Source organism: Novipirellula galeiformis (assembly GCF_007860095.1).
Taxonomy (GTDB): domain Bacteria; phylum Planctomycetota; class Planctomycetia; order Pirellulales; family Pirellulaceae; genus Novipirellula; species Novipirellula galeiformis.
In genome coordinates, this window is record NZ_SJPT01000004.1 from 550,729 (window position 1) to 571,135 (window position 20,407).

General features: G+C 54.1%; 16 protein-coding genes. 13 read left to right on the forward strand and 3 right to left on the reverse strand.

What is annotated here, in order from left to right; genetic code table 11:
• Window positions 1-1,016: 1,016 nt before the first annotated feature.
• The 12 genes from Pla52o_RS12960 (at window position 1,017) to Pla52o_RS13015 (ending at window position 17,469) form a co-directional block, all read left to right on the forward strand.
• Window positions 1,017-5,093 (forward strand): FG-GAP-like repeat-containing protein, encoded by a 4,077-nt coding sequence (locus tag Pla52o_RS12960; RefSeq protein WP_146595021.1) that lies wholly within the window; start codon window positions 1,017-1,019, stop codon window positions 5,091-5,093.
• A gap of 681 nt (window positions 5,094-5,774) precedes the next feature.
• Window positions 5,775-6,353 carry a hypothetical protein gene (locus Pla52o_RS12965; protein WP_231612297.1) on the forward strand — a complete coding sequence of 193 codons (579 nt, stop codon included), beginning with the start codon at window positions 5,775-5,777 and terminating at the stop codon, window positions 6,351-6,353.
• Between the two features lie 1,042 nt (window positions 6,354-7,395).
• Window positions 7,396-8,373, forward strand: coding sequence for an aldo/keto reductase (locus Pla52o_RS12970; RefSeq protein WP_146595023.1), 978 nt, complete (start codon window positions 7,396-7,398; stop codon window positions 8,371-8,373).
• Window positions 8,374-8,390: 17 nt separating this feature from the next.
• Window positions 8,391-8,744, forward strand: coding sequence for a VOC family protein (locus Pla52o_RS12975; RefSeq protein ID WP_146595024.1), 354 nt, complete (start codon window positions 8,391-8,393; stop codon window positions 8,742-8,744).
• A gap of 269 nt (window positions 8,745-9,013) precedes the next feature.
• On the forward strand, window positions 9,014-10,156 hold the full coding sequence (locus Pla52o_RS12980) for an iron-containing alcohol dehydrogenase (RefSeq protein WP_146595025.1): 1,143 nt from the start codon (window positions 9,014-9,016) through the stop codon (window positions 10,154-10,156).
• 208 nt (window positions 10,157-10,364) lie between these two features.
• Window positions 10,365-10,994: an imidazole glycerol phosphate synthase subunit HisH gene (hisH, locus tag Pla52o_RS12985; protein WP_146595026.1), complete on the forward strand. Its 630-nt coding sequence runs from the start codon at window positions 10,365-10,367 to the stop codon at window positions 10,992-10,994.
• A complete protein-coding gene (locus Pla52o_RS12990; RefSeq protein ID WP_146595027.1) occupies window positions 10,991-11,485 on the forward strand; it encodes a hypothetical protein in 495 nt (164 codons plus the stop codon). The genes hisH and Pla52o_RS12990 overlap by 4 nt, the downstream gene beginning before the upstream one ends.
• 308 nt (window positions 11,486-11,793) lie before the next feature.
• Window positions 11,794-12,390, forward strand: a complete 597-nt coding sequence (locus Pla52o_RS27420; RefSeq protein ID WP_231612298.1) for a CAP domain-containing protein — start codon at window positions 11,794-11,796, stop codon at window positions 12,388-12,390.
• A gap of 110 nt (window positions 12,391-12,500) precedes the next feature.
• The gene (locus Pla52o_RS13000; RefSeq protein ID WP_146595028.1) at window positions 12,501-13,238 is read left to right on the forward strand and encodes a hypothetical protein; all 738 of its coding nucleotides are present in this window, start codon (window positions 12,501-12,503) and stop codon (window positions 13,236-13,238) included.
• Between the two features lie 129 nt (window positions 13,239-13,367).
• Window positions 13,368-14,681: an outer membrane protein assembly factor BamB family protein gene (locus tag Pla52o_RS13005; RefSeq protein ID WP_146595029.1), complete on the forward strand. Its 1,314-nt coding sequence runs from the start codon at window positions 13,368-13,370 to the stop codon at window positions 14,679-14,681.
• 168 nt (window positions 14,682-14,849) lie between these two features.
• Window positions 14,850-16,646 carry an arylsulfatase gene (locus Pla52o_RS13010; RefSeq protein WP_146595030.1) on the forward strand — a complete coding sequence of 599 codons (1,797 nt, stop codon included), beginning with the start codon at window positions 14,850-14,852 and terminating at the stop codon, window positions 16,644-16,646.
• A gap of 91 nt (window positions 16,647-16,737) precedes the next feature.
• Window positions 16,738-17,469 carry an ABC transporter permease gene (locus tag Pla52o_RS13015; RefSeq protein ID WP_146595031.1) on the forward strand — a complete coding sequence of 244 codons (732 nt, stop codon included), beginning with the start codon at window positions 16,738-16,740 and terminating at the stop codon, window positions 17,467-17,469.
• 151 nt (window positions 17,470-17,620) lie between these two features.
• Here Pla52o_RS13015 and Pla52o_RS27775 read toward each other — a convergent pair whose 3' ends face one another.
• Window positions 17,621-17,902 (reverse strand): RbsD/FucU domain-containing protein, encoded by a 282-nt coding sequence (locus Pla52o_RS27775; protein ID WP_315852953.1) that lies wholly within the window; start codon window positions 17,900-17,902, stop codon window positions 17,621-17,623.
• Window positions 17,898-18,035: an RbsD/FucU family protein gene (locus Pla52o_RS27695; RefSeq protein ID WP_261343345.1), complete on the reverse strand. Its 138-nt coding sequence runs from the start codon at window positions 18,033-18,035 to the stop codon at window positions 17,898-17,900. Before Pla52o_RS27695 ends, Pla52o_RS27775 begins: the two co-directional genes overlap by 5 nt.
• 159 nt (window positions 18,036-18,194) lie before the next feature.
• Between Pla52o_RS27695 and Pla52o_RS13025 the strand changes: the two genes are divergently transcribed.
• Window positions 18,195-19,379 carry a site-2 protease family protein gene (locus Pla52o_RS13025; protein ID WP_146595032.1) on the forward strand — a complete coding sequence of 395 codons (1,185 nt, stop codon included), beginning with the start codon at window positions 18,195-18,197 and terminating at the stop codon, window positions 19,377-19,379.
• Window positions 19,380-19,467: 88 nt separating this feature from the next.
• Here the strand turns inward: Pla52o_RS13025 and Pla52o_RS13030 are convergent, their stop codons facing one another.
• Window positions 19,468-20,298 carry a class I SAM-dependent methyltransferase gene (locus Pla52o_RS13030; RefSeq protein ID WP_231612299.1) on the reverse strand — a complete coding sequence of 277 codons (831 nt, stop codon included), beginning with the start codon at window positions 20,296-20,298 and terminating at the stop codon, window positions 19,468-19,470.
• Window positions 20,299-20,407: the final 109 nt, after the last annotated feature.

The window sequence follows — 20,407 nt, forward strand, 5'->3', positions numbered from 1 at the left end:
TCTCGAGCGAGATCCCCCGTGTTCGGCGATGGTTTCGGTCGTGGCAACCGTGAAGCTGTGCCGAGCGTCCACAGCTAGTCCGCTCTCGTTACTCACGCATGCCCCCACAAGATGCTCTGTCCCCGTTTGCTAAGATGCTCTGTCCCCGTTTGCTCGTTTGCTACTATGAGGAGTTTTTGGGATCGATTCGACCGAGTGATTTCGTTGCTTCGTAAACGAGGCTTGATGCCGGTCGAACATCATTGAGCTTGCCAAAACAGACTGCCGAGTACGCTGAACTTCCGGGAAAGGGACGTGTAGCCACGCCCACTACCGACTCCCCGTAGTGGATCTTGCTAAAGATCCCGACCGCCATCGACACGAGGATAATGCTCCGGCGGCAAATCCCAAACGGAAATCCCAGACGGGGACAGAGCACATCCTTGGGTGGTGTAGGACAGAGTTCAAGATTCGCACGGGGTCGAAGGTCGGGGGACAGTCACCTTACGATCATCGTGGAGCACAGGAATGATCCTTTCGCTGCGGATCTGAACAGCGTTATGACTCTGCTGCGGCCGTTTTTATGATCATTGAGCGTCTTTGATTTACGAGCATGTCGCGATCGACCTTGCCGCTCTATGGCGGGGAGGCCGCGACATACTGTGGGTGAGTTTTGCCTGTTTCATCCTCCTTGCCCTCGCGCGCGAATGGACATGGTCGCCCGTTGCAGTCGGCTGCGCACCCCGCCACAGAGAGGAGGTCGTTAGCCAACCAAAGTTGCTCAAACGGGGGAAAAACGCAACCGCAGGCACTCACCCAGAGTCGCTGCATCGATTGGTCGACGGTGGCCAAAGTGGGCGAAACCAGATCGAACAGCGAGCCACGCACGATCATCTTCAATCTCGCCATCGACGGTACGGGAACTGGCGACTATCTCAGACGGATGTTTTGGACCTTGACCTAAGGATTGAATTGTGGCTTGAGAAGAGTACCTTGTGCGTCACCCATTGCGGTGAATACCTCCACCTCAAACGTTCGTGGTAACTAATTCGGGGCTAAGCGAAAAAGATTGGATGATGATGAGAATGGCGAAGCGATTGAGTTGCTTGTTGATGATGATAGCGTGTTTGCTAAATGCAAGGTTGCCGCAGGCGTTCGCACAGCATGAAAAAGTACTTTCCTTGAATAGCCTTGACGGAATCAAACACAGCATCGGTGGTTCCACCGCATCAAAGCTCAAAGTGATCTCCAATGGCTCTGATGGTGATGGGGCAGTGGAGCTTTCAGCGGTTAGCAGTGTCAAAAGCTCCAACGCAAGCGGCAGTCAATATTTTGGCATTATGGTGTCGTTAGGAAAAACATGGGATCTGACGAACAAACAAATTGCCGTAGATGCGCGTTCCACTCAACCTGCGAACACGTTGGCTTTTTATGTGCGCGCTTACAATAAGGGGGAAACAAAGCCGAGCTTGTCCTTCGCTTCTTGGTCGGGCGAATTGACTACGGACTGGAAAACGTTTCGTTTTCAGGAAGATGGACCGGACAGCAGCCTGAGAGCTGAACCGGCAGTTGTTGCAGACCGGCGTCCTACCCACGTTGATCGCATTGAATTCATCATCGGCACAAGAACCGAACACGTGCCTCTCGATTTGCAGATCAGTAACCTGCACACCTTGCCACCGGTACTTGGGCTTGATGACGTGACGGAGCCCAAGAAGCTGCTGCGCACGATACCTGTTGTGCACAGCAATGATTTTGCCACGGTTTTGTATCCCGATTCTGCAGTGGGCAAAAGTGCTGCTACCCAAATTGTAAAAGCGGTCCGGGAGAAAACGGGGGTTTCGCTGAAAATGCGTCCGGGCACGACAGCGGATCGCGAATTTACCGAAAATGTAATTTTGCTAGGAAATGTCTTCGATAACCCCGCGATGCTGCTTTTGTATTCGCGTCAATTCACGCCAGTTGATTCCGTTTGTCCAGGCCCCACAGGCTATCTATTGCAAACGGTGCATGACCCATTTGGCAATGGGCATGGCGCGATTGTCGTGGGTGCCTCTGACGATGCGGGGCTGAAACTAGCCACAGATGCCTTTGTGCAAAAGATCAACGAACGTCCTTTTACTGAAAAAGAACTTTCGTTTCCCAAATTCCTGGATGCCAAATATGGCGAGGCATTCCTGCGTCGTTACTCATGGCTCAAAAAGAAGAAAAATCCCAACACTGTCGCCGACGGGTTAAAACGCGGTCAAGAAATTTTAGACACCGGCAAACATACGTCGATTGCTGGTTTGCTAAGAACGACCGCGCTTCGCTATCAACTATCAGGCAATAGCGACGAAGCCAAGTTATATGTGGCGCTGTGGGACCTGTATGCTAAAAGCGCCGTCAACGACCCCAGCCAAATGGGTGGCGGCATGTGGGGATTTGATAGTGATTTTCCTTCCTACGAAGTCGTCAGTGGCTGGGATAATATGGAGGAAGATCTTGCTCTGACAGATACCGAACGGTTGCAGGTCGCGCGGAACATGGCACGCTGGCTGCGCGAGGCGGTTGTGGTAAAAGCCACGATGACACCGCGACGCGTTGCGTTCAACCATCAAACATTTCCAACATTGGGCGTGTTACGCGCGGGCTTATATTTTTCCCAAGCCTATCCTGATGCGGTGGAAGGTGGAAAATGGCTGGCTCAGGCTGATCGCGTTTTTGGAAATCAACAAAAGTACTTTAAATGCTACGAAGATTGTAATACCTATCAATGGCTCACCGATGGCCATGTCATGCGCTACGCTTTAGCGCGTCCCGATTTTACGGTTTTTGAAAATGGCAATGCGGAACGCATGTCCGATTATTGCATTGCCACGATGAACAACCTGGGCTACCAAGTTCCCTATGGCGACACAGGTGCGTGGACGGGCTCGACTTCGGAGCAAACGGTCTTGAATGCGGTGACCTATGCCACTGGGAACCAAGCAGCGTTGTGGGCTAGTACGCTCAAACAGAACAATCGCAATGTGTTCCAACTCTACAATTTTCAACGCGCCGCTCCGGTGCATGCACCATCTGGATTTGATGGTGTGAAGATGTGGCCATTGGAACCTGCGTATGTGAACACCTTTCCTGTCGAGCCCAGACCGGCAGACAATCAGCTTTTCGACAAAGTCTCATTCCGCGATTCGTTCGATGTGAATTCGCCCTATCTGTTGCTGGACGGCCTCAACAACGGCGGTCACGGTCATCTTGATGGGAACAGCGTGGAACAATTGACACAGTTTGATCGCATTTGGCTGGCCGATAACGATTACTTTAAATCTCAGGTGAAATATCAAAACTCCATCCAGATTTTACGAGATGGCCAAGCGTCCGAAATACCTGCCTACGCAGCGCTGCGGGGATATGGAGACGCAGAAAATTACGGTTACAGTCACACGCAACTCGCCGATTATTCCGATGCAGATTGGGATCGCTATGTCATTTGGCTCAAAGATAAACAGGCGTTTATGGTGCTGGATAAAGTGACAGCGCAGGAAAGTGGTGAATTTCAATGCCGCCTGTGGTGGCATGGCATTGGTGCGGCGAAATTGACAGAAGACGGGATGCTCCTCACCCAAAATGGCCCTTCAATGTGGGTTCAGGTTGCCAAGGGGCCCAAGTTGCAACTCTCTAATGATGCAGAACTGGGCAGCAGAAATTGGGCGAGATATAAACACGCGGATCCCGTGGTACGCTCGATGAATGCCACGGCAAGAGTGCGTTTAGAAAAGGGACAGCATTACTTATTTGCTACGGTTTTTCAGGGCAATCCAGACAGCGAAGCGAACCCCTGGGAAATGGATTTCTTGAAAGGCTATAAAGGCGTGCAATTAAATACGGGAGATCAAACGCTCCAAGTTCAGCTGAAAGATAACAGCGTCGAACTGCTAAACACGCCAGGCAAAACGATATTTGCGGAAACACAAACCAACGAGCCTTCTAAAAGCACTTTTGAAGCTAACGCCTCTGGAGAGAAGGTCGCTCTTGTTCCGCCCATTGCGAACCTAGAATCGGAGTACAAGGCGGCAGCGTTTCAAACCGCTTGGAGTCTCAATCCCGCTCCTTTCACCTGCACCAAGGTCGTGACCGCCCAATTCCAAACGAACGCGTCAAAAGTACTTTTGGCTTCCACAGCGGAAGGCAATTTGTTGGCGGTTTCACCACAGGGTGAAGTGTTATGGAGCAAGACGTTTCCCACGCAGCTTAACGATGTGGCAGCTGGCGATGTGGATGGAGACGGTATCGATGAAATTGCGATTGCCCGACAAGATGGAAAGACGACGCTGCTTGATGCCAGCGGTAAAGAATTATGGAGCCAGCAGTTATCGTTTTATCGCGTGCAACCTTATGTGAACCTGGTGCGCATGGGGGATCTCGATGGTGATGGGAAAGACGAAGTGGTCATCGGCAGCCAAAACTGGCGTTTCTACGTTTATAACGGTGCCGGAAAGGAACTGTGGCAATACGAAACGGTGCATCCATCTAGATCGGGGACGATCGCTGACTTAGATGGCGATGGAAAAAAGGAAGTGCTCGCAGGAACACATTATTACACAGCCTGGGCGCTCAGCCACGACGGCAAGCGATTATGGGGAAGACGATTTTCGGCCCCCATCTGCTATGACATTACCACTGGAAATTTTGAGGGTAATAAAACTCGTGGCGTCATTTTCGGCGGTGGTGATGGCACCCTGTATCACACCGATTTCAAGGGTAAAGTACGCATGCAATATGACACGGGTGACGAAGTCCGACATGTTGTCACTGCGGATTTGGATGGCGATGGTGTCGACGAAATACTGGCTACTTCCGACAACGGATATCTCTATTGTTTTGGCGCCGACGGGAAACTCCGCTGGTTGCGTCAGCTTGGCGACGCCGCCACAGCGATTGTCACAATGCCGGTGCAATCAGAGATGACAGTTGTGGCTGGAACGCGAAAAGGGAATATCTATGCCTTCGACGCTAAAGGCAACTTGTTGCGTCAACAGCAAGAAAGTTCGAAGATTACGCAAATGACAGCGGATGGAAGTACGCTGAAAGTGGCAACGGAAGATGGCAGATTATTGAGCCTAACACCGTAACACGACTTTTGCATTCACAAGTCATGCCGTTCCGGATTGAGGAAGCGTCCCAATCATTGCTAAAAGTTGACAGATGGTCTCCGGAGGGCAGCTCTGCTCTCCGTAACGTTCCAAATTGCGTCGGCAGCAACCGATGGGCAGACCATCGTGAATGAATCGAGTCTCTTGCAATCACTCGGGCCAAGTTTCGGCCTCAGACTGCTTCAGCGCGAAAGCAATCTGCTCGTCAGTAAATTTAGATTTCTTCATCGGCGTTTTCTCTTAGGAAAAACCGACCCGACTTTAGTCCGATTTTCTTACTTTGCTTGGATCCGTCTATTGGGTGCAGGCCAAGTCCGCTCTCGCTAGTCTCGCGTGCCCGCAAAAGATGCTATGCCCCTGTTTGCCCCCGTTCGCCGCATGTTTGTTTTAACGTAGTGGATCTTGCTAAAGATCCTGAGATCAAGGTCGAGCCTTGGGATGTGCCCATCGCGGCAGGACGTGTAGCCACGTCCACTACGACACGTGGAATCGTAGCATTCGTCTGAATGGTACGATGTTGCTGTTTTGCTATTTCGCTAAAGATCCATCGCTTGGAACGGTACAATGGTTCAAGGCTGTTTTCTCCGATGCCAGGAACGTTCTTCGATATGAGAAAACGGACGTTTAGCCACGTCCACTACGTTTATTGGAAACATGGCGATGACACAACGCGATCACTTGCGCCGACTTCCACCGCGATACTACCAATGCAATGCGATTGTCCATTGGTCTATGACAATCGTTGAACGTCGCCAAGGATGGTTGTCCGTCACCTTTCTCTATCGCTTTCGCGAACTGATGACGCATACCTTGTTTCGCTACGGATTGGCTTGCCCCATTTTTTGTCTGATGCCCGACCATTTCCATATGGTGTGGATGGGGCTTTCTCCTGGTAGTGATCAACTGCTCGCGATGAAGCATTTTAGAAAAACGGTCAATGATTCGCTCAATCGAATTGGTTTTCAGCTACAGGACCAAAGCTACGATCACGTCTTCAAGGAAGAGGAACGACATGAAGGAGAGTTCCGAAACGCTTGCGAATACATTGCCAGAAACCCAGAGCGTGCGGGGTTGGTCGATGTTGATAAGTTCGCCGAGTACAAGTTTTCAGGCTGTGTCGTTCCGGGCTATCCCGAATTACGTGTGTTCGATGCTGACTTTTGGGATCGATTCGACCGAGTGAATTCGTTCCTTCGTAAACAAGGTCTGATGCAACTGAAACGTAGTGGATCGTGCTAAAGATCCTTTTCTGCGAGGTTGGGAAAGTTCATCCGATGCTGGGAAAGGGACGTGTAGCCACGTCCACTACAGCAGCCGCAGAGCAGTCGAAAACTTTGTCATCCGACGGGATCCTTGCGTGTCACGGTGGATGAAGATTTTGATGGGTGGCACGAACTCCGTTCGTAAACAAGGTCTGATGCAACTGAAACGTAGTGGAGCTTGCTAAAGATCCTTTTCTGCGAGGTTGGGAAAGTTCATCCGATGATGGGAAAGGGACGTGTAGCCACGTCCACTACAGCAGCCGCAGAGCAGTAGAAAACTTTGTCATCCGACGGGATCCTTGCGTGTCACGGTGGATGAAGATTTTGATGGGTGGCACGAACTCCGTTAGTAAACAAGGTCTGATGCAACTGAAACGTAGTGGAGCTTACTAAAGATCCTTTTCTGCGAGGTTGGAAAAGTTCATCCGATGATGGGAAAGGGACGTGTAGCCACGTCCACTACAGCAGCCGCAGAGCAGTCGAAAACTTTGTCATCCGACGGGATCCTTGCGTGTTACGGTGGAAGAAGATCTTGATGGGTGGCACGAACTCCGTTCGTAAACAAGGTCTGATGCAACTGAAACGTAGTGGATCTTGCTAAAGATCCTTTTCTGCGAGGTTGGGAAAGTTCATCCGATGATAGGAAAAGGGACGTGTAGCCACGTCCACTACAGCAGCCGCAGAGCAGTCGAAAACTTTGTCATCCGACGGGATCCTTGCGTGTTACGGTGGATGAAGATTTTGATGCGTGGCACGAACTCCGTTCGTAAACAAGGCCTGATGCAACTGAAACGTAGTGGAGCTTGCTAAAGATCCTTTTCTGCGAGGTTGGGAAAGTTCATCCGATGCTGGGAAAGGGACGTGTAGCCACGTCCACTACGGCAGCCGCAGAGCAGAGCAGCGTAAGAGACGGGATCCTCACGAGTCGCGGTGGATGCGTCTTCGAGTGTCCGCTAGATTGTCGAAACCACTTCGTCTTTCATTCGTAACGCACTGACACGAGAGCATTCTTAAACATCATGGAATCGATCCAATTAAAAAGCGGGCGAAGCGTCCCCTCGGTCGGACTTGGACTGTGGAAGATCGACCAAGCCGAAACCGCCGATGTCGTCCAATCCGCGATCGATTGCGGCTACCGACATTTCGATTCCGCGTGTGACTATGGGAACGAAGTCGAATCGGGCAACGGACTGAGTCAAGCGATCGGCGATGGCAAAGTCACGCGTGAAGAACTTTGGATCACATCCAAGCTATGGAACACCTACCATCGCCCCGAGCATGTGCGACCGGCACTCGAAAAGACGCTTGCCGATCTGCAACTCGACTACCTCGACTTGTATCTAATCCACTTTCCGATCGCACAGAAATTTGTGCCGTTCGAGCAAAGCTATCCGCCGGGCTGGTTCGCCGATCCCAATGCGGCTTTGCCGAAGATGGAACCGGACCGAGTTCCGCTGATTGAAACATGGCAAGCGATGACGGAATTGGTTTCGGCAGGCTTGGTTCGCGAGATCGGCGTCAGTAACTTCAGTGTTGCCTTGATCCGAGAATTGATGAGTCAAAGCGACACGCCGCCGGCGATGTTGCAAGTCGAATTGCACCCCTATTTGACTCAGCAAAAATTGCTGCGTTTTTGCCGCGAGTCCGAGATTGCGGTGACGGCATTTTCACCGCTAGGGGCGCAGTCGTATTTCCAGCTGAACATGGCCGAGTCGGGGGAAGCGGTGATCGAGCAAGCGAAGATCAAAGAGATCGCATCACATCACGGTCGCACACCGGCACAAGTCGTGTTGCGTTGGGGCATCCAGCGTGGCACCGCGATCGTCCCCAAGACATCCAAACTCGAGCGATTAAAAGAGAACATCGCTCTGTTTGATTTCCAATTGACGAACGAGGAAATGCAAACGATCGATGCGTTGGATCGTCATCGCCGCTTCAATGATCCCGGCAACTTTTGTGAATCCGCGTTCAATACTTTCTTCCCAATCTACGAATAACAGCGGAGCATGAACGAATGAATGAGCACGAAAAATTGAACTATGTCGAGTTCCCGTGCAACGACCTCGCCGCAACAAAGTCATTCTTTCAGGATGCATTTGGTTGGTCGTTTGTGGATTACGGCCCGGCGTACAGTGCGTTCACCGGCGAGGGTCTCGACGGCGGATTCTTTCAATCCGATCAAGCCGCACTCACCTCCAATGGATCGGCACTGCTGGTTTTCTACAGCCAGAAGCTCGAGGCAACTCAGGCCAAGGTCGAGTCGGCTGGCGGGACGATCATCAAGCCGATCTTTTCGTTCCCAGGCGGACGGCGATTCCAGTTCACCGAACCGAGCGGAAATGAATTCGCCGTCTGGTCGGATCAATAGCGGCATGCGACTCGATTAGGCGAAACCACTCGGCATTTTGACGGTTAAAACAGGGTGGGTGGATCGAGTGAGGTTTTGTCCATTTTTGAAGAGGCGGCGATTTCGACGTCAATCAAGCACCGCGTGGCACTCCATTCGTCTGGGGGACCCCGCCGCGGTGTAGGTTCCCTTGCTGGGGCCTCAAGATATGATGTAAACACGGTGCAATGTTAGTTTTGCGATCAAAGCCCACCTTTTTGCCGCCCTCCCACCTTTTTGCTGAGCCTGCCATGCAGCCCTTTGATACCCAAAGCCGAACGCGTGTGGTTTTTGGCGCTGGAACGCTCTCGCGACTTGGCGAGTTAGCGGCCGAGTTTCGCCCACAGAGGGTGATGGTCGTCAGCGACGCTGGATTGATCAAAGCAGGACATTTTGAACACGCTGTGGCGTCGCTGAACGCCAGTGGTTTGCAGGTCGAATCGTTTCATGATTTCGCCGAAAATCCGACCTCGGACATGGTCGACGCGGGAGTCCGCCATGCGGCCAAGGTCAAACCCGATCTGTTGATTGGACTCGGCGGTGGCAGCAGCATGGATTGCTGTAAAGGAATCAATTTTGTTTATTCGTGTGGCGGCACGATTCATGATTACCAGGGAGTCGGTAAAGCGACGACCGACTTATTGCCGATGATCGCCGTGCCAACGACCTCGGGCACGGGCAGCGAAGCCCAATCGTTTGCCTTGATTAGCGATGCCAAAACGCACGTCAAAATGCCTTGCGGCGACCCTCGTGCGGCTTGCCGAATCGCGATCCTCGATCCCGATTTGACCATGACCCAGCCACGATCGGTCACGGCGCTGACGGGCATTGATGCGATCTCGCATGCGATCGAAACCTACGTCACCAAACGCCGCAATCCGATGTCGACGACCTATTCGCGACGTGCATTTGGCTTGTTGGCGCAAGGCTTTCCGCGTGTCTTGGCGGACCCCAATGATCGCGAAGCACGCAGCCAGATGCAGCTCGGAGCCCACTTTGCCGGCATGGCAATCGAAACCTCGATGCTCGGTGCAGCTCACGCGACGGCGAATCCGTTGACCGCTCGGCACGACGTCACGCATGGCCAAGCCGTCGGATTGATGTTGCCCGCCGTGATTCGGCTCAACGGGCTGGATCATCCCGATTGGTACGCGGAACTGCTGCGGGAAATCGACCCCACCGCCACGAACGAGAACGCGCCCGAACGCTTGGCGATGATGGTCACCGAGTGGCTTCGCGACGCCGGACTCGCCACCTCCTTCGAACAACTGTCGATCCCACCGTCGGAAATCGAATCGTTGGCCGAAGAAGCGCTCCAGCAATGGACGGGCACGTTCAACCCCGTGCCGCTGGACCCCGAAAAAGCACGCGCGCTCTACCACGCGGTGGCTTAACCTCGATCCAACGTCTGACCGAAACGAATTCCAAACCGGTTGGGATGTTTCTTATCGCGGTGTGGCGCGTGCGCTCCCAACGTCGTTAGCGCACCCACCCCCGAGTGAACCACAGGTTGCGAGAATACGTCCTCACCGATATTGTCGAGCACGCCGATTTTCGCACGGTTCTTTCACATTTCTTCCAAAAGTCATTGCCTGTACCACGATGATCACCATTGTTGACTATCAGATGGGAAACCTCCGCAGCGTTCAAAAAGGAATTGAACGCGTCGGCGGCTCTGCACGAATCAGTTCCGATCCGCGTGAAATTGCGGAAGCGGAGAAGTTGATCCTGCCAGGCGTCGGAGCGTTTGGGGACGCGATGAACGAGATTCGCCGCCGCGATTTGGCTGGACCGATTCGAGATTTCATCGATTCCGGAAAACCTTTTCTTGGCATCTGCCTGGGGCTGCAATTGCTTTTCGAACGCGGCTTCGAGCACGGCGAACACGAAGGCTTAGGCGTGCTAAAGGGGGACGTGGTTCGTTTTGAATTGCCTCATTCCTTTAAAGTGCCTCACATGGGCTGGAACACGGTGACGCACCAAACCGAACCACCCTTGCTGAAAGAGATCAGCCCCGAGGCCCACTTCTATTTCGTTCACTCGTATTACGTTCGCCCAACGGATCCTTCAGTCGTTGCACTGACGTGTGATTACGGCGGCCCGTTCTGCGCAATGGTTTGGCGAGACAATGTGTTTGCCACACAGTTCCATCCCGAAAAGAGCCAAGCGGATGGGTTGAAGCTGTTGTCGGCATTTTCAAACCTCGCGACCGGCAATGAGGTGACCGCGTGACCACCGCTCCGCTTGCACTCAAGTCGCCCGATGGCTCGCTGCGGGTTGAATTCCATTGGTGCGAAGACCGCTTTGTACACCAGATCCTTGGTGCGGATTCCCCCACGGGTGAAAACACCGTGATGGCAAGCGTCAATGGAACGGCGGACCAAACCTGGCCCTGCTCACCTCCCATTCAACAACTTTCGCTTGAATCGCTGCCCGTCGGCGATGCACTGCTGGGCGTGGGAGCGGCCGGTGTGAGCCACTGGAGCGTCAGCGTGCATTGGCTCGAAGCGGCTGAAGAGCCCACCCTGTTCTTTGATTTTGCCTGCCGCTGCAAGCAGACGCCTGAGTTTTTGGGCAGCACCTACCGCCCCAACTCACGGTTCAAAATCGAGGCCGGCGAAGGTTCACAACTGACAATCGACGGCGATCAAACGCAGATTCGCCCCGCTTCGACGGACGCTTCAGGCACCCTCCGCTGGACCTACACCATCAAAGCGTGCTAGCAGTCGCATTTAACCCTAACGTCCTATTCTACCTATCCATCCACCCCGTTTTCTGTCTGTCCGTTGCTGGCGTAACTCGTGCGAGACAGTTGATTTAGCGTAATCGCAACAATAAAACTCTAGAGAAACTCGCCTTCTCTACCCTACGCCCCCTTTCGCCCAATCGGCAAACTTTGCATTTTCGTGGGCTCGTTGATTGGCTGAGATTCTGGGCACGCTCGTATCGAACACCAAGACCGTGCCCCTTCTCGTTCTGCCAACGACTCTCGTCAAATGAAAGTTCTTGGTTCGTAGAAAAGGGAAACGGCATGCTTCGAATGCTGTCTGTGGCTTTGGCTGGACTGATCACCACCACTGGAATGCTGGCAACCCATGGGGCCGCCAACACCGTCGTGCGGGCGTCTCAGCAGAACTTCTGTCACAAGTGCGGAAGGGTGCATTCGCACTCCGCTCCGCCCGCGACGGTCACGTCCACTTCGTGGTCCCACCCCACGGGAATTCCAGCGGGAACGCCCGCCATTGGACCGGCACAAATTCAATCTGTGCCTGGGCGATCGCAATCCAGTACGATTGCGGTATCGACGATGCAACCCCGCGGTGGAACGTCCAACGTCCTCGGGGCGTTGAATGCCCAGCGTGCTCGCAGCGGCGTCGGCACGCTACGATTTGATCCGCAATTGCAAGCGGTCGCCGAGCAACGCGCCGCATTGATGGCATCGCAAGGATTGAAGAATCATCCTCCAGGATCCTTTGCACCGGGGACCTACGAAGGGGTCGGATGGTCGAGTTCCTATTCGCCTTCGGGAGTATCGGCTTGCTTCACAAACGATCCACGGATGAGCGTCGCAGGAGCGGCGATGGCCACCGGTCGCGATGGCGTCTACTTCTGCGTGGTCTATCGCTAACGTTGATTTCGCTGACAAACAAATTTGTCGTCGCGAGTGCGTTGCATGTCTGCTGCAAGTCGCAGGGATCGCGACTTGGGCCGTGGTCGCTCACTTTCATTGCCATCCTCGTGCTAAATTCAATGGCCGGTTTGGTCGAAGCACAACAAATCATTTCGGTTTCCGAATCCCAAGCCAAGGACTCGATGCAGTGGCTTGCTACGCGTGCCATGCAAGAGGTTCCTGCGGTCTATCAGGGCGATAAAGATTGGGGTGACACAAAACGAATATGGGCTGGGGTACGAGCAAAGTTTGACGGATTGAAACTGAAAACGCATCGCCGCTTCAAAGAGGTGAATCACGGTCGCTGGATTCGCTACGAAATCAAGCTGCCCGACGTCAACACGCCGCATGCTGCCACCACGACCATCCAATCGGCAAAACTAACCGACGATGATCGATGGCAAATCGGCTCCATCACTGAGTCGACGATGCACTTCATGGCAAAAGTCGAACATTGGAACTATGGCATCAAACTCTATAGCGTGACGGTGACCGGGCACTTACGAGTTCAACTGCAGCTAACGTCCACGATAGGCTTGTATCTCGATTACACCGAAGTCCCCCCTGCGGTGGTAGCAGAACCGATCGTTGAGGGTGCAAAGCTAACGCTTGCCTCCTTCGAGATCGACCGGGTTAGCAAAATTGGCGGCGACGCAGCAGAAGCCTGGGGCGAGGTGATGCAAGAAGTCATTGTCGAACGATTTATCGAGAGCCAAAACGATCGAATTGTGGCAAAGTTGAATCAAGCGATCGAAAAAAAACGCGACAAACTGCGTTTTTCCTGGTCGATGCTGCTCAACCACTAACGCATGCGTTAGGATCGTTTAGGATCACGAGCGATGTGATGGGCGAATGAGCTGGTTCGGCAAGCTCTCCAATCGCATTGCTTCCCTTCTTTTCTTTGCGAACTCAACTCACCGCGAAGCCAACTCATCATGTTTTACGTTCTTGCGATTTGGATCGGATTAACGACGAGTGTTCCTGACGCTTGGCCTGCGTTTTTGGGTGCCGGAGCAGGCCCGCGTGATGCGACGGCCTTGCCGTTGACGTGGTCGCCGACCGAGCACATTGCCTGGATCAAATCGGTTCCCGGTCATGGCCAATCGAGTCCTGTGGTTTGGGGCAACCGTGTGTTTGTCACCAGTGTCGAGGGGGCACAGAAGGATACGTACTACACCGTTTGTTTGGACACCGCCGACGGAAGTGAGTTGTGGCGCAATGAGCTTACCAACTCGGCTCCGGTGACCAACAGTCATTACGTCAGCCGCGCCGCTCCCACACCCGTGGTCGATGAGCATCGCGTGATTGCGGTGTTTGAAAGCGGCGACTGTGTCGCTTACGACCACGCGGGGAAAACGCAATGGACACGAACGCTGGTGAAGGAGGAAGGCCCCTTTGTTGCCGAGTTTGGACTCGGGGCCTCTCCGTGCCAGACGGAGTCGACGGTATTTGTCTTATTGGAACACGATGGGCCGAGCAGTTTGTTGGCCCTCGATAAGCAAACCGGAAAAACATTGTGGAAGGCGCCGCGGGATCCACGACGCAGCTGGAGCTCCCCGGCGGTGATCGAAGTGGAAGGTGCACCGCAAATCGTCGTCAGCTCGGCTGGCACCGTGGACGGTTACGATCCTGGAACCGGTACCTTGCTATGGTCGTTTAAGGACGTCGGTGGCAACACATCCACCACGCCGATGAACATTGGCGGCGGGCGATTTTTGATCGGTGCTTCGCCCGGTCGCAACGGCGAAAACGCCGGATCCGCAGCCGATTCGAATGGTCTGATGCAAATCACACGTGAGGGCGGCACTTGGACCGCAACACGACAATGGACCGCCACCAAAGCGACTCCCACGTGGGCCTCGCCGATTGTCCACCAAGGGTTGGCGTATTGGATCAACCGATCCGGTGTGATCCATTGCTTTGACGCCACAACCGGCGAAGCGTTATTTACCGAACGCAGCAAACAATCGAGTTGGGCGACTCCCTACGGCGTAGGAAATCGCGTTTACTTCTTTGGCAAAGACGGCTTGGTCACCGTCTTATCCGCGGGTCGCGAGTTCAACGTGTTGGCGGAGAACGCCACTTGGGATGAGGGCACGTTGCCGCCGGAAACCAAGTTGGCCGAAGAATCATCCGAACAACGGCGGCGTGCCGCGGCGATGTTCAGCAAACCGACGTTGTACGGCGTCGCCGTCACCGAAGATGCCTTCCTGTTGCGCGTCGGCAACGCCGTTATCTGCGTCCGCTAAGCCATTTGCAATGCGTCCATCATGGTTCGGTAGCAACGCCCGAAGGAACCATTCGCTGAGAGACTCTCTACGCCTGTAATCCATTCACAAGGGATTGAGATGATTCGAGATTTTGTTCCGACGCAGCCTCCGTCTCTGCGATCATTCCGAAACTCATTCACCCACGCCATGGTTTGGGTTGCGGTCGTTGTGATTGCTCAACGATATTGCACGCCAGCGCAGAGTGCGGAAAGGCCCTCGCGTCCGAACATCGTCATCATGCTGGCCGACGACCAAGGCTGGGGCGACCTCCGTGTGCATGGCAATACCAATTTGTCGACGCCCAACATCGACTCGTTGGCCCATGACGGCGTTTTGTTTGATCGGTTTTATGTTTGTCCGGTTTGTGCCCCGACGCGAGCCGAATTTTTGACGGGACGTTATTACGCTCGAACGGGGGTGCGAGGCGTTTCCACGGGTCAGGAGCGAATCAATTCCGACGAAGTCACGATTGCGGACCTCTTTCAACAAGCCGGGTATGCGACCGGGGCGTTTGGAAAATGGCACAACGGATCCCAATTTCCCTACCATCCCAACGCGCGTGGGTTCGAAGAGTATTACGGTTTCACCTCAGGGCACTGGGGCCATTACTTTGACCCGATGCTGGAACACAACAATGAAATCACGCGTGGCAAAGGCTACATCACGGACGATTTGACGACGCATGCGATGGAGTTCATGGAGACGAATCACGAGCGGGGCAAACCGTTCTTCTGCTACCTGCCGTACAACACGCCGCATTCGCCAATGCAAGTTCCGGACGAGTATTTTGACAAGGTCGCCAATCGGCCTTTGAAAATGCACCACCGCAATCCCAAACAAGAGGACATGCCTCATTTGCGAGCCGCGCTGGCGATGTGTGAAAACATCGACTGGAACGTTGGGCGGGTGCTTAAGAAGATCGACGAACTCTCGATCGCGGACAACACGATCGTCATTTATTTCAGCGACAACGGTCCCAATGGATGGCGCTGGAACGGTGGCATGAAAGGCCGCAAAGGAAGTATCGATGAAGGTGGCGTGCGAGTTCCGATGTTGATGCGATGGCCAGGCCATATCGACAAACGCAAAGTGATCAAGCCGATTGCCGGAGCGATTGATTTGCTGCCGACGTTGACAGAACTCGCCTCAGTTCCCTACGCGACGAAGAAGCCGCTCGATGGCCAATCGCTTGTTCCACTGCTACGAGGTAACGACACGCATTGGAACGACCGGATGTTGATCTCGTACCAGCCACCGCGTGGCGGGAAGGGCAAAACACCGGAACCGCGAGTGAGCGTTCGCAATCAGCGATTCCGTCTGGATGCCGCTGGCAAACTGTACGACATCACCGCAGATCCGGGTCAAAATACGGATGTCTCGAACCGACACCCCGATCTCGTACGTGAGATGAAACGGACGGCAGACCAGTTTGTCGAAGAGCTTGGCGATCTTGTCAAACCCGACGAGCGTCCCTTCCCCGTCGGCGAAGCGCCGACCACGTTGTTGCCCGCACGTGACGGAGTGGAACATGGCAGTGTCCAGCGAAGTGCTAGAGCGCCCAATTGTTCGTACTTTACTCACTGGGTCGGCGATCCCGATGACGCGATCACGTGGGACATTGAAGTTTCCGAAACGGCAACGTTCGACGTCGAGATCTTTTACACGTGCGCGGCCGATGACGTCGGAGCCGAGTTCCAACTGGAATTTGCCGACGTAAAACTGACGGGGAAAGTCACTCAGGCTCACGATCCGCCAGCGTATGGCGGCGAAGCCGACCGGACTCCCAATCGCGGATCAGAATCGTACGTCAAAGATTTCCAACCCATGAGCGTCGGCAAGATCACGCTGGCAAAAGGACGCGGGCTGTTGAAACTTTCGGCGTTTCAAGTTCCGGGCAACGAAGTGATGGAAGTACGCCTGCTGCGATTAAGCAAGCAAAAGTAAACTGGCGTGATCGCAACCCTGCGAACGATGGCTGCTTTGTGGGCCGTCCGGTCTCAACTGCTAACCTTGATCTCCTAAACATCGCACCTCCATGACCGACGTCATTCCCCTGCATCGATTGGCGTTTGCGTTATTGCCCGTCGTGCTCGTGCTGGTCTTGATGATCCGTTGGTCACTGGGATTTCGAGCGGCGTTCGTTGGCGTGCTCCGCATGGTGCTGCAACTGGCGTTGGTCGGTTATCTGCTCGGATACATTTTCAGCACCGACACGTCGCTTGTCGTCATCGGCGTGTTTGCGGCGATGTTGGTCGCGGCCAGCTGGATCTCGCTGCGCTCGATTCCACGCGATCGCCCACGTAACTTTCGCTACGCGTTTCTAGCCATCTTGCTGGGAGCAGGAACGACGTTCTTGGTGATGACCCAAATCGTACTGGGGCTGGACCCTTGGTTTGCCCCGCGTGTGTTCATCCCGCTGGCGGGCATGACCCTTTCCAGTAGTATGAATTCGATCAGCTTGGCGGCGGAACGCTATTACGCAGAATCTCAACGAGGATCGACTGATTTGGAAGCTCGCGAAGTCGCGTTAAAGGCGGCGTTCATTCCAATCACCAACTCGCTCTACGCAGTCGGAATTGTCTCGATTCCTGGCATGATGACAGGTCAGGTATTGGCGGGGGTCTCGCCACTGATCGCCGCCCGCTATCAAATCATGGTGATGTGCATGATCTTTGGATCGGCGGGGCTTTCGGCAGCCATTTTCTTGTGGCTGATCGGTCGCTCCGAAAGTCATCCTATACAAAGCGAAGAAAGTAAAATCATCTAAATCACGGACCTTTCTGTTTCCTTCCCCTTTCGCAAAAACATGTCCGATGCGGTAGTTCTCACGATCCGCTGATCTGAATGTCGTTGATCGCTCCGCGATCAAAACGCTAGAAACAGAACGCTATGATCGCGGGAGCGATCAGCGACGTTGGCTAATTCATTCGCATGCCTACGGTCAACAAGATGTTGGCGTAGCGTTGTTGGTCGGCGGTTTGGACCGTGAGTACATGGTCGTTCGTGTTCACCGCGTCATCGAAGGTCCACTTTCCGATCGGTTGAATCTCCAGATCGAGTCTCTCGTTTTGAATCGATTTGCGATAATCCTGCCAAACCGGTGGATCCCCCCTGGACCGCGTAAGGACCGCTCGTTTCGGTCTGCATCGCCTGAATCGCTTCGACCGGGATCGCCGATAGCAAGGCTTCGAGCACTTAATTACAGGTCGGCACGCCTAGCATCAAATCCAGACTGACCAATTCGGCGCGTGCCCCTCGTTTGCTGGCGGCCGGGTAATTCCCGTCGGCGATTAAGATGGAACTGTAATGTCCCGACGCCGCCAGAATCGCCAAAATTTGCGGATGGATCAGCTTTTGTCGCAGCAGAAGTGATCGCCCTATTGAAGATGAAGTTGACCGGGGTAGCGATAAATCCAGGCGATTTCGCTACGATAGTCCCTATCGATTGAACGCAATTATGTCACAAGTCAGATACGTTGTAACGGAGCCAAAGTGTTAGAACGCCGATTAAAACTAGGCCGATTCCTCGGGATTGAGGTCTATGTGCATTGGACGTTTGCGCTGCTGGTTGCCTACGTCGCCTTCGAAACGCGATCCGAAGGTCCGGCGGGAATTGCGTTCGGTATGGCTCAGTTGTTTGCCGTTTTCTTCTGCGTGACGCTGCATGAGTATGGGCATGCGTTGGCCGCACGGCGATTTGGAATCCCGACCCTGGACATTACCCTGCTGCCGATCGGCGGGGTCGCCCGTCTACAACGGATGCCGCGAATCGCTTGGCAAGAATTAGTGGTGGCCGTTGCCGGTCCCGCAGTCAACGTCGTGATCGCAACGCTGCTGTTGACGGGATTTTATCTGTTTGGTGGCGTCGAGATTCTAGTCGAGATTTTAGATGCCTTTGTGGGACCGAGGGACAGTTTAGACGCAGCCCAAATCGATGCGGAAATGTCAGCGTCGCCTTCGCTGCTCTCGTTCTGCGTGATCCTATTGGCGGTGAACGTGATGTTGGTGCTATTCAATATGGTACCCGCGTTTCCAATGGATGGTGGTCGAGTGCTACGAAGTCTATTGGCGATGGTAACCAATTATCGGCGAGCCACCTTTCTCGCCTCACGATTTGGATTGGCGTGCGCGTTGTTGATGGCCATGATTGGGATCTACGTTTACGCGCCCGGCCCTGTGTTGGTGGCGATGTTCATCGCCTACGCGGGACTCGCCGAAGCACGCCAAGTAGAGATGATGGAATCGGTGCGTGGTTTGACCGTCGCCAACGTGATGACGCAGTCCCACGCGTCGATCCCCATGGACGCGACACTCGACGAGATTGCCAAGCGATGGGAAACGATTCCGTCAGCAAGTTTGCCGGTGACGGCACAAGGCGACATCGTGATCGGCATTCTACGACTCAAATCGCTCTTGGCGGCGATCGAATCGCACTCAAACCCGCATGCGACGGCAGGTGAGATCGCCGACCACAACGCCCCGTTTGCTCGCGAGTATGAAGCACTCGAAAACGCAATCCTTCGCGCTGGAGCTCAGTATCGCCAATGCCCTGTGGTCGATGCCAACGGATGTTTGGCCGGATGGCTCGACATGGACTCGATGCTGGTGCGAGGATCATTGCGCAAGCACCTTGCCAACCGGCCCGCCGTCCTCGATCGATTCGATGCGGTCACCTAATCACCTCTCCCCCCTTAGATCTGGTGAGGACGCCCGTCCGATCGCTGCTGACGGCAGCGGAGAGGAAATCAAATCAGCAGCGTAGGGGCTAGCCGCGAACGCGATTTTCGGCAACCACAATAAAGCCGCCCGCCGCGGCTCGAGATCCGGTCACGATCGTGGCTCCGTCAATTGCCACTGCATGCACCTGTGTTACATCCCACTGTGTCGCCTGCAAATCCGCGACCAATTCACGCTTAGAAAATCGATGCATGAACATTTTTTCGAGTCCACGGTATTGGTAAACGCTATCGCCAAACTCATGTGCGGGATTCCATCGCGACTTGATCCACGATCGGGCCAGCGATCGCCACCCGGCGGGTTCTCGCAGTGCGGCCCAGCGGTTGTGAACATGGATCACGAAACGGCCGCTCGGCATTAGCATCCGGGAAACGTGTCGGAGCATCTGTCGTCGATTCGCGCGACCCTGGATCATGCCGAGCGTGCTGAAGAGACAGACGGCGTGATCGATACGGTGGGGGGCGAACCCGTCCAATTGCACCAAATTGGCCCGCACCGCATGGATGCGATTTTGCAGACCGCCTTGAGCCGCTTTTGCCAGCATTACCTCCAGCATTCGCTGACTCAGATCGACCCCAATGACGTCGTAGCCGCGTTGGGCCAATTCCATGGCCACACGTCCACTTCCGCAGCCTAAATCGATAATCGAAGTCAGGCTTGATGAAGATTCATCCGATAATGTGCCAGGAAAGACTTCTTTCAAGATCGATTGGTCCAGAGCACAAAGCGGAGTATCCGCCACAAACGAGTCGTAATGGTCGGCGATCGTCCGCTCGTTCACATAACTCCATGTTCCCGCTGAAACACCGATCGGACGGCGCCAGTCGGGTTGTCGTGTGGTTTTTGGGGGCTGGTTCAAAGCGCTTCCGAGTTCCTATAATTCGCGGCGTGATCGTGATTGAACGTGGCTCGTGTTTTACCACTGGACCACGATAGGTTTCGGGCAACGAATTGCTCGAGTGACAATC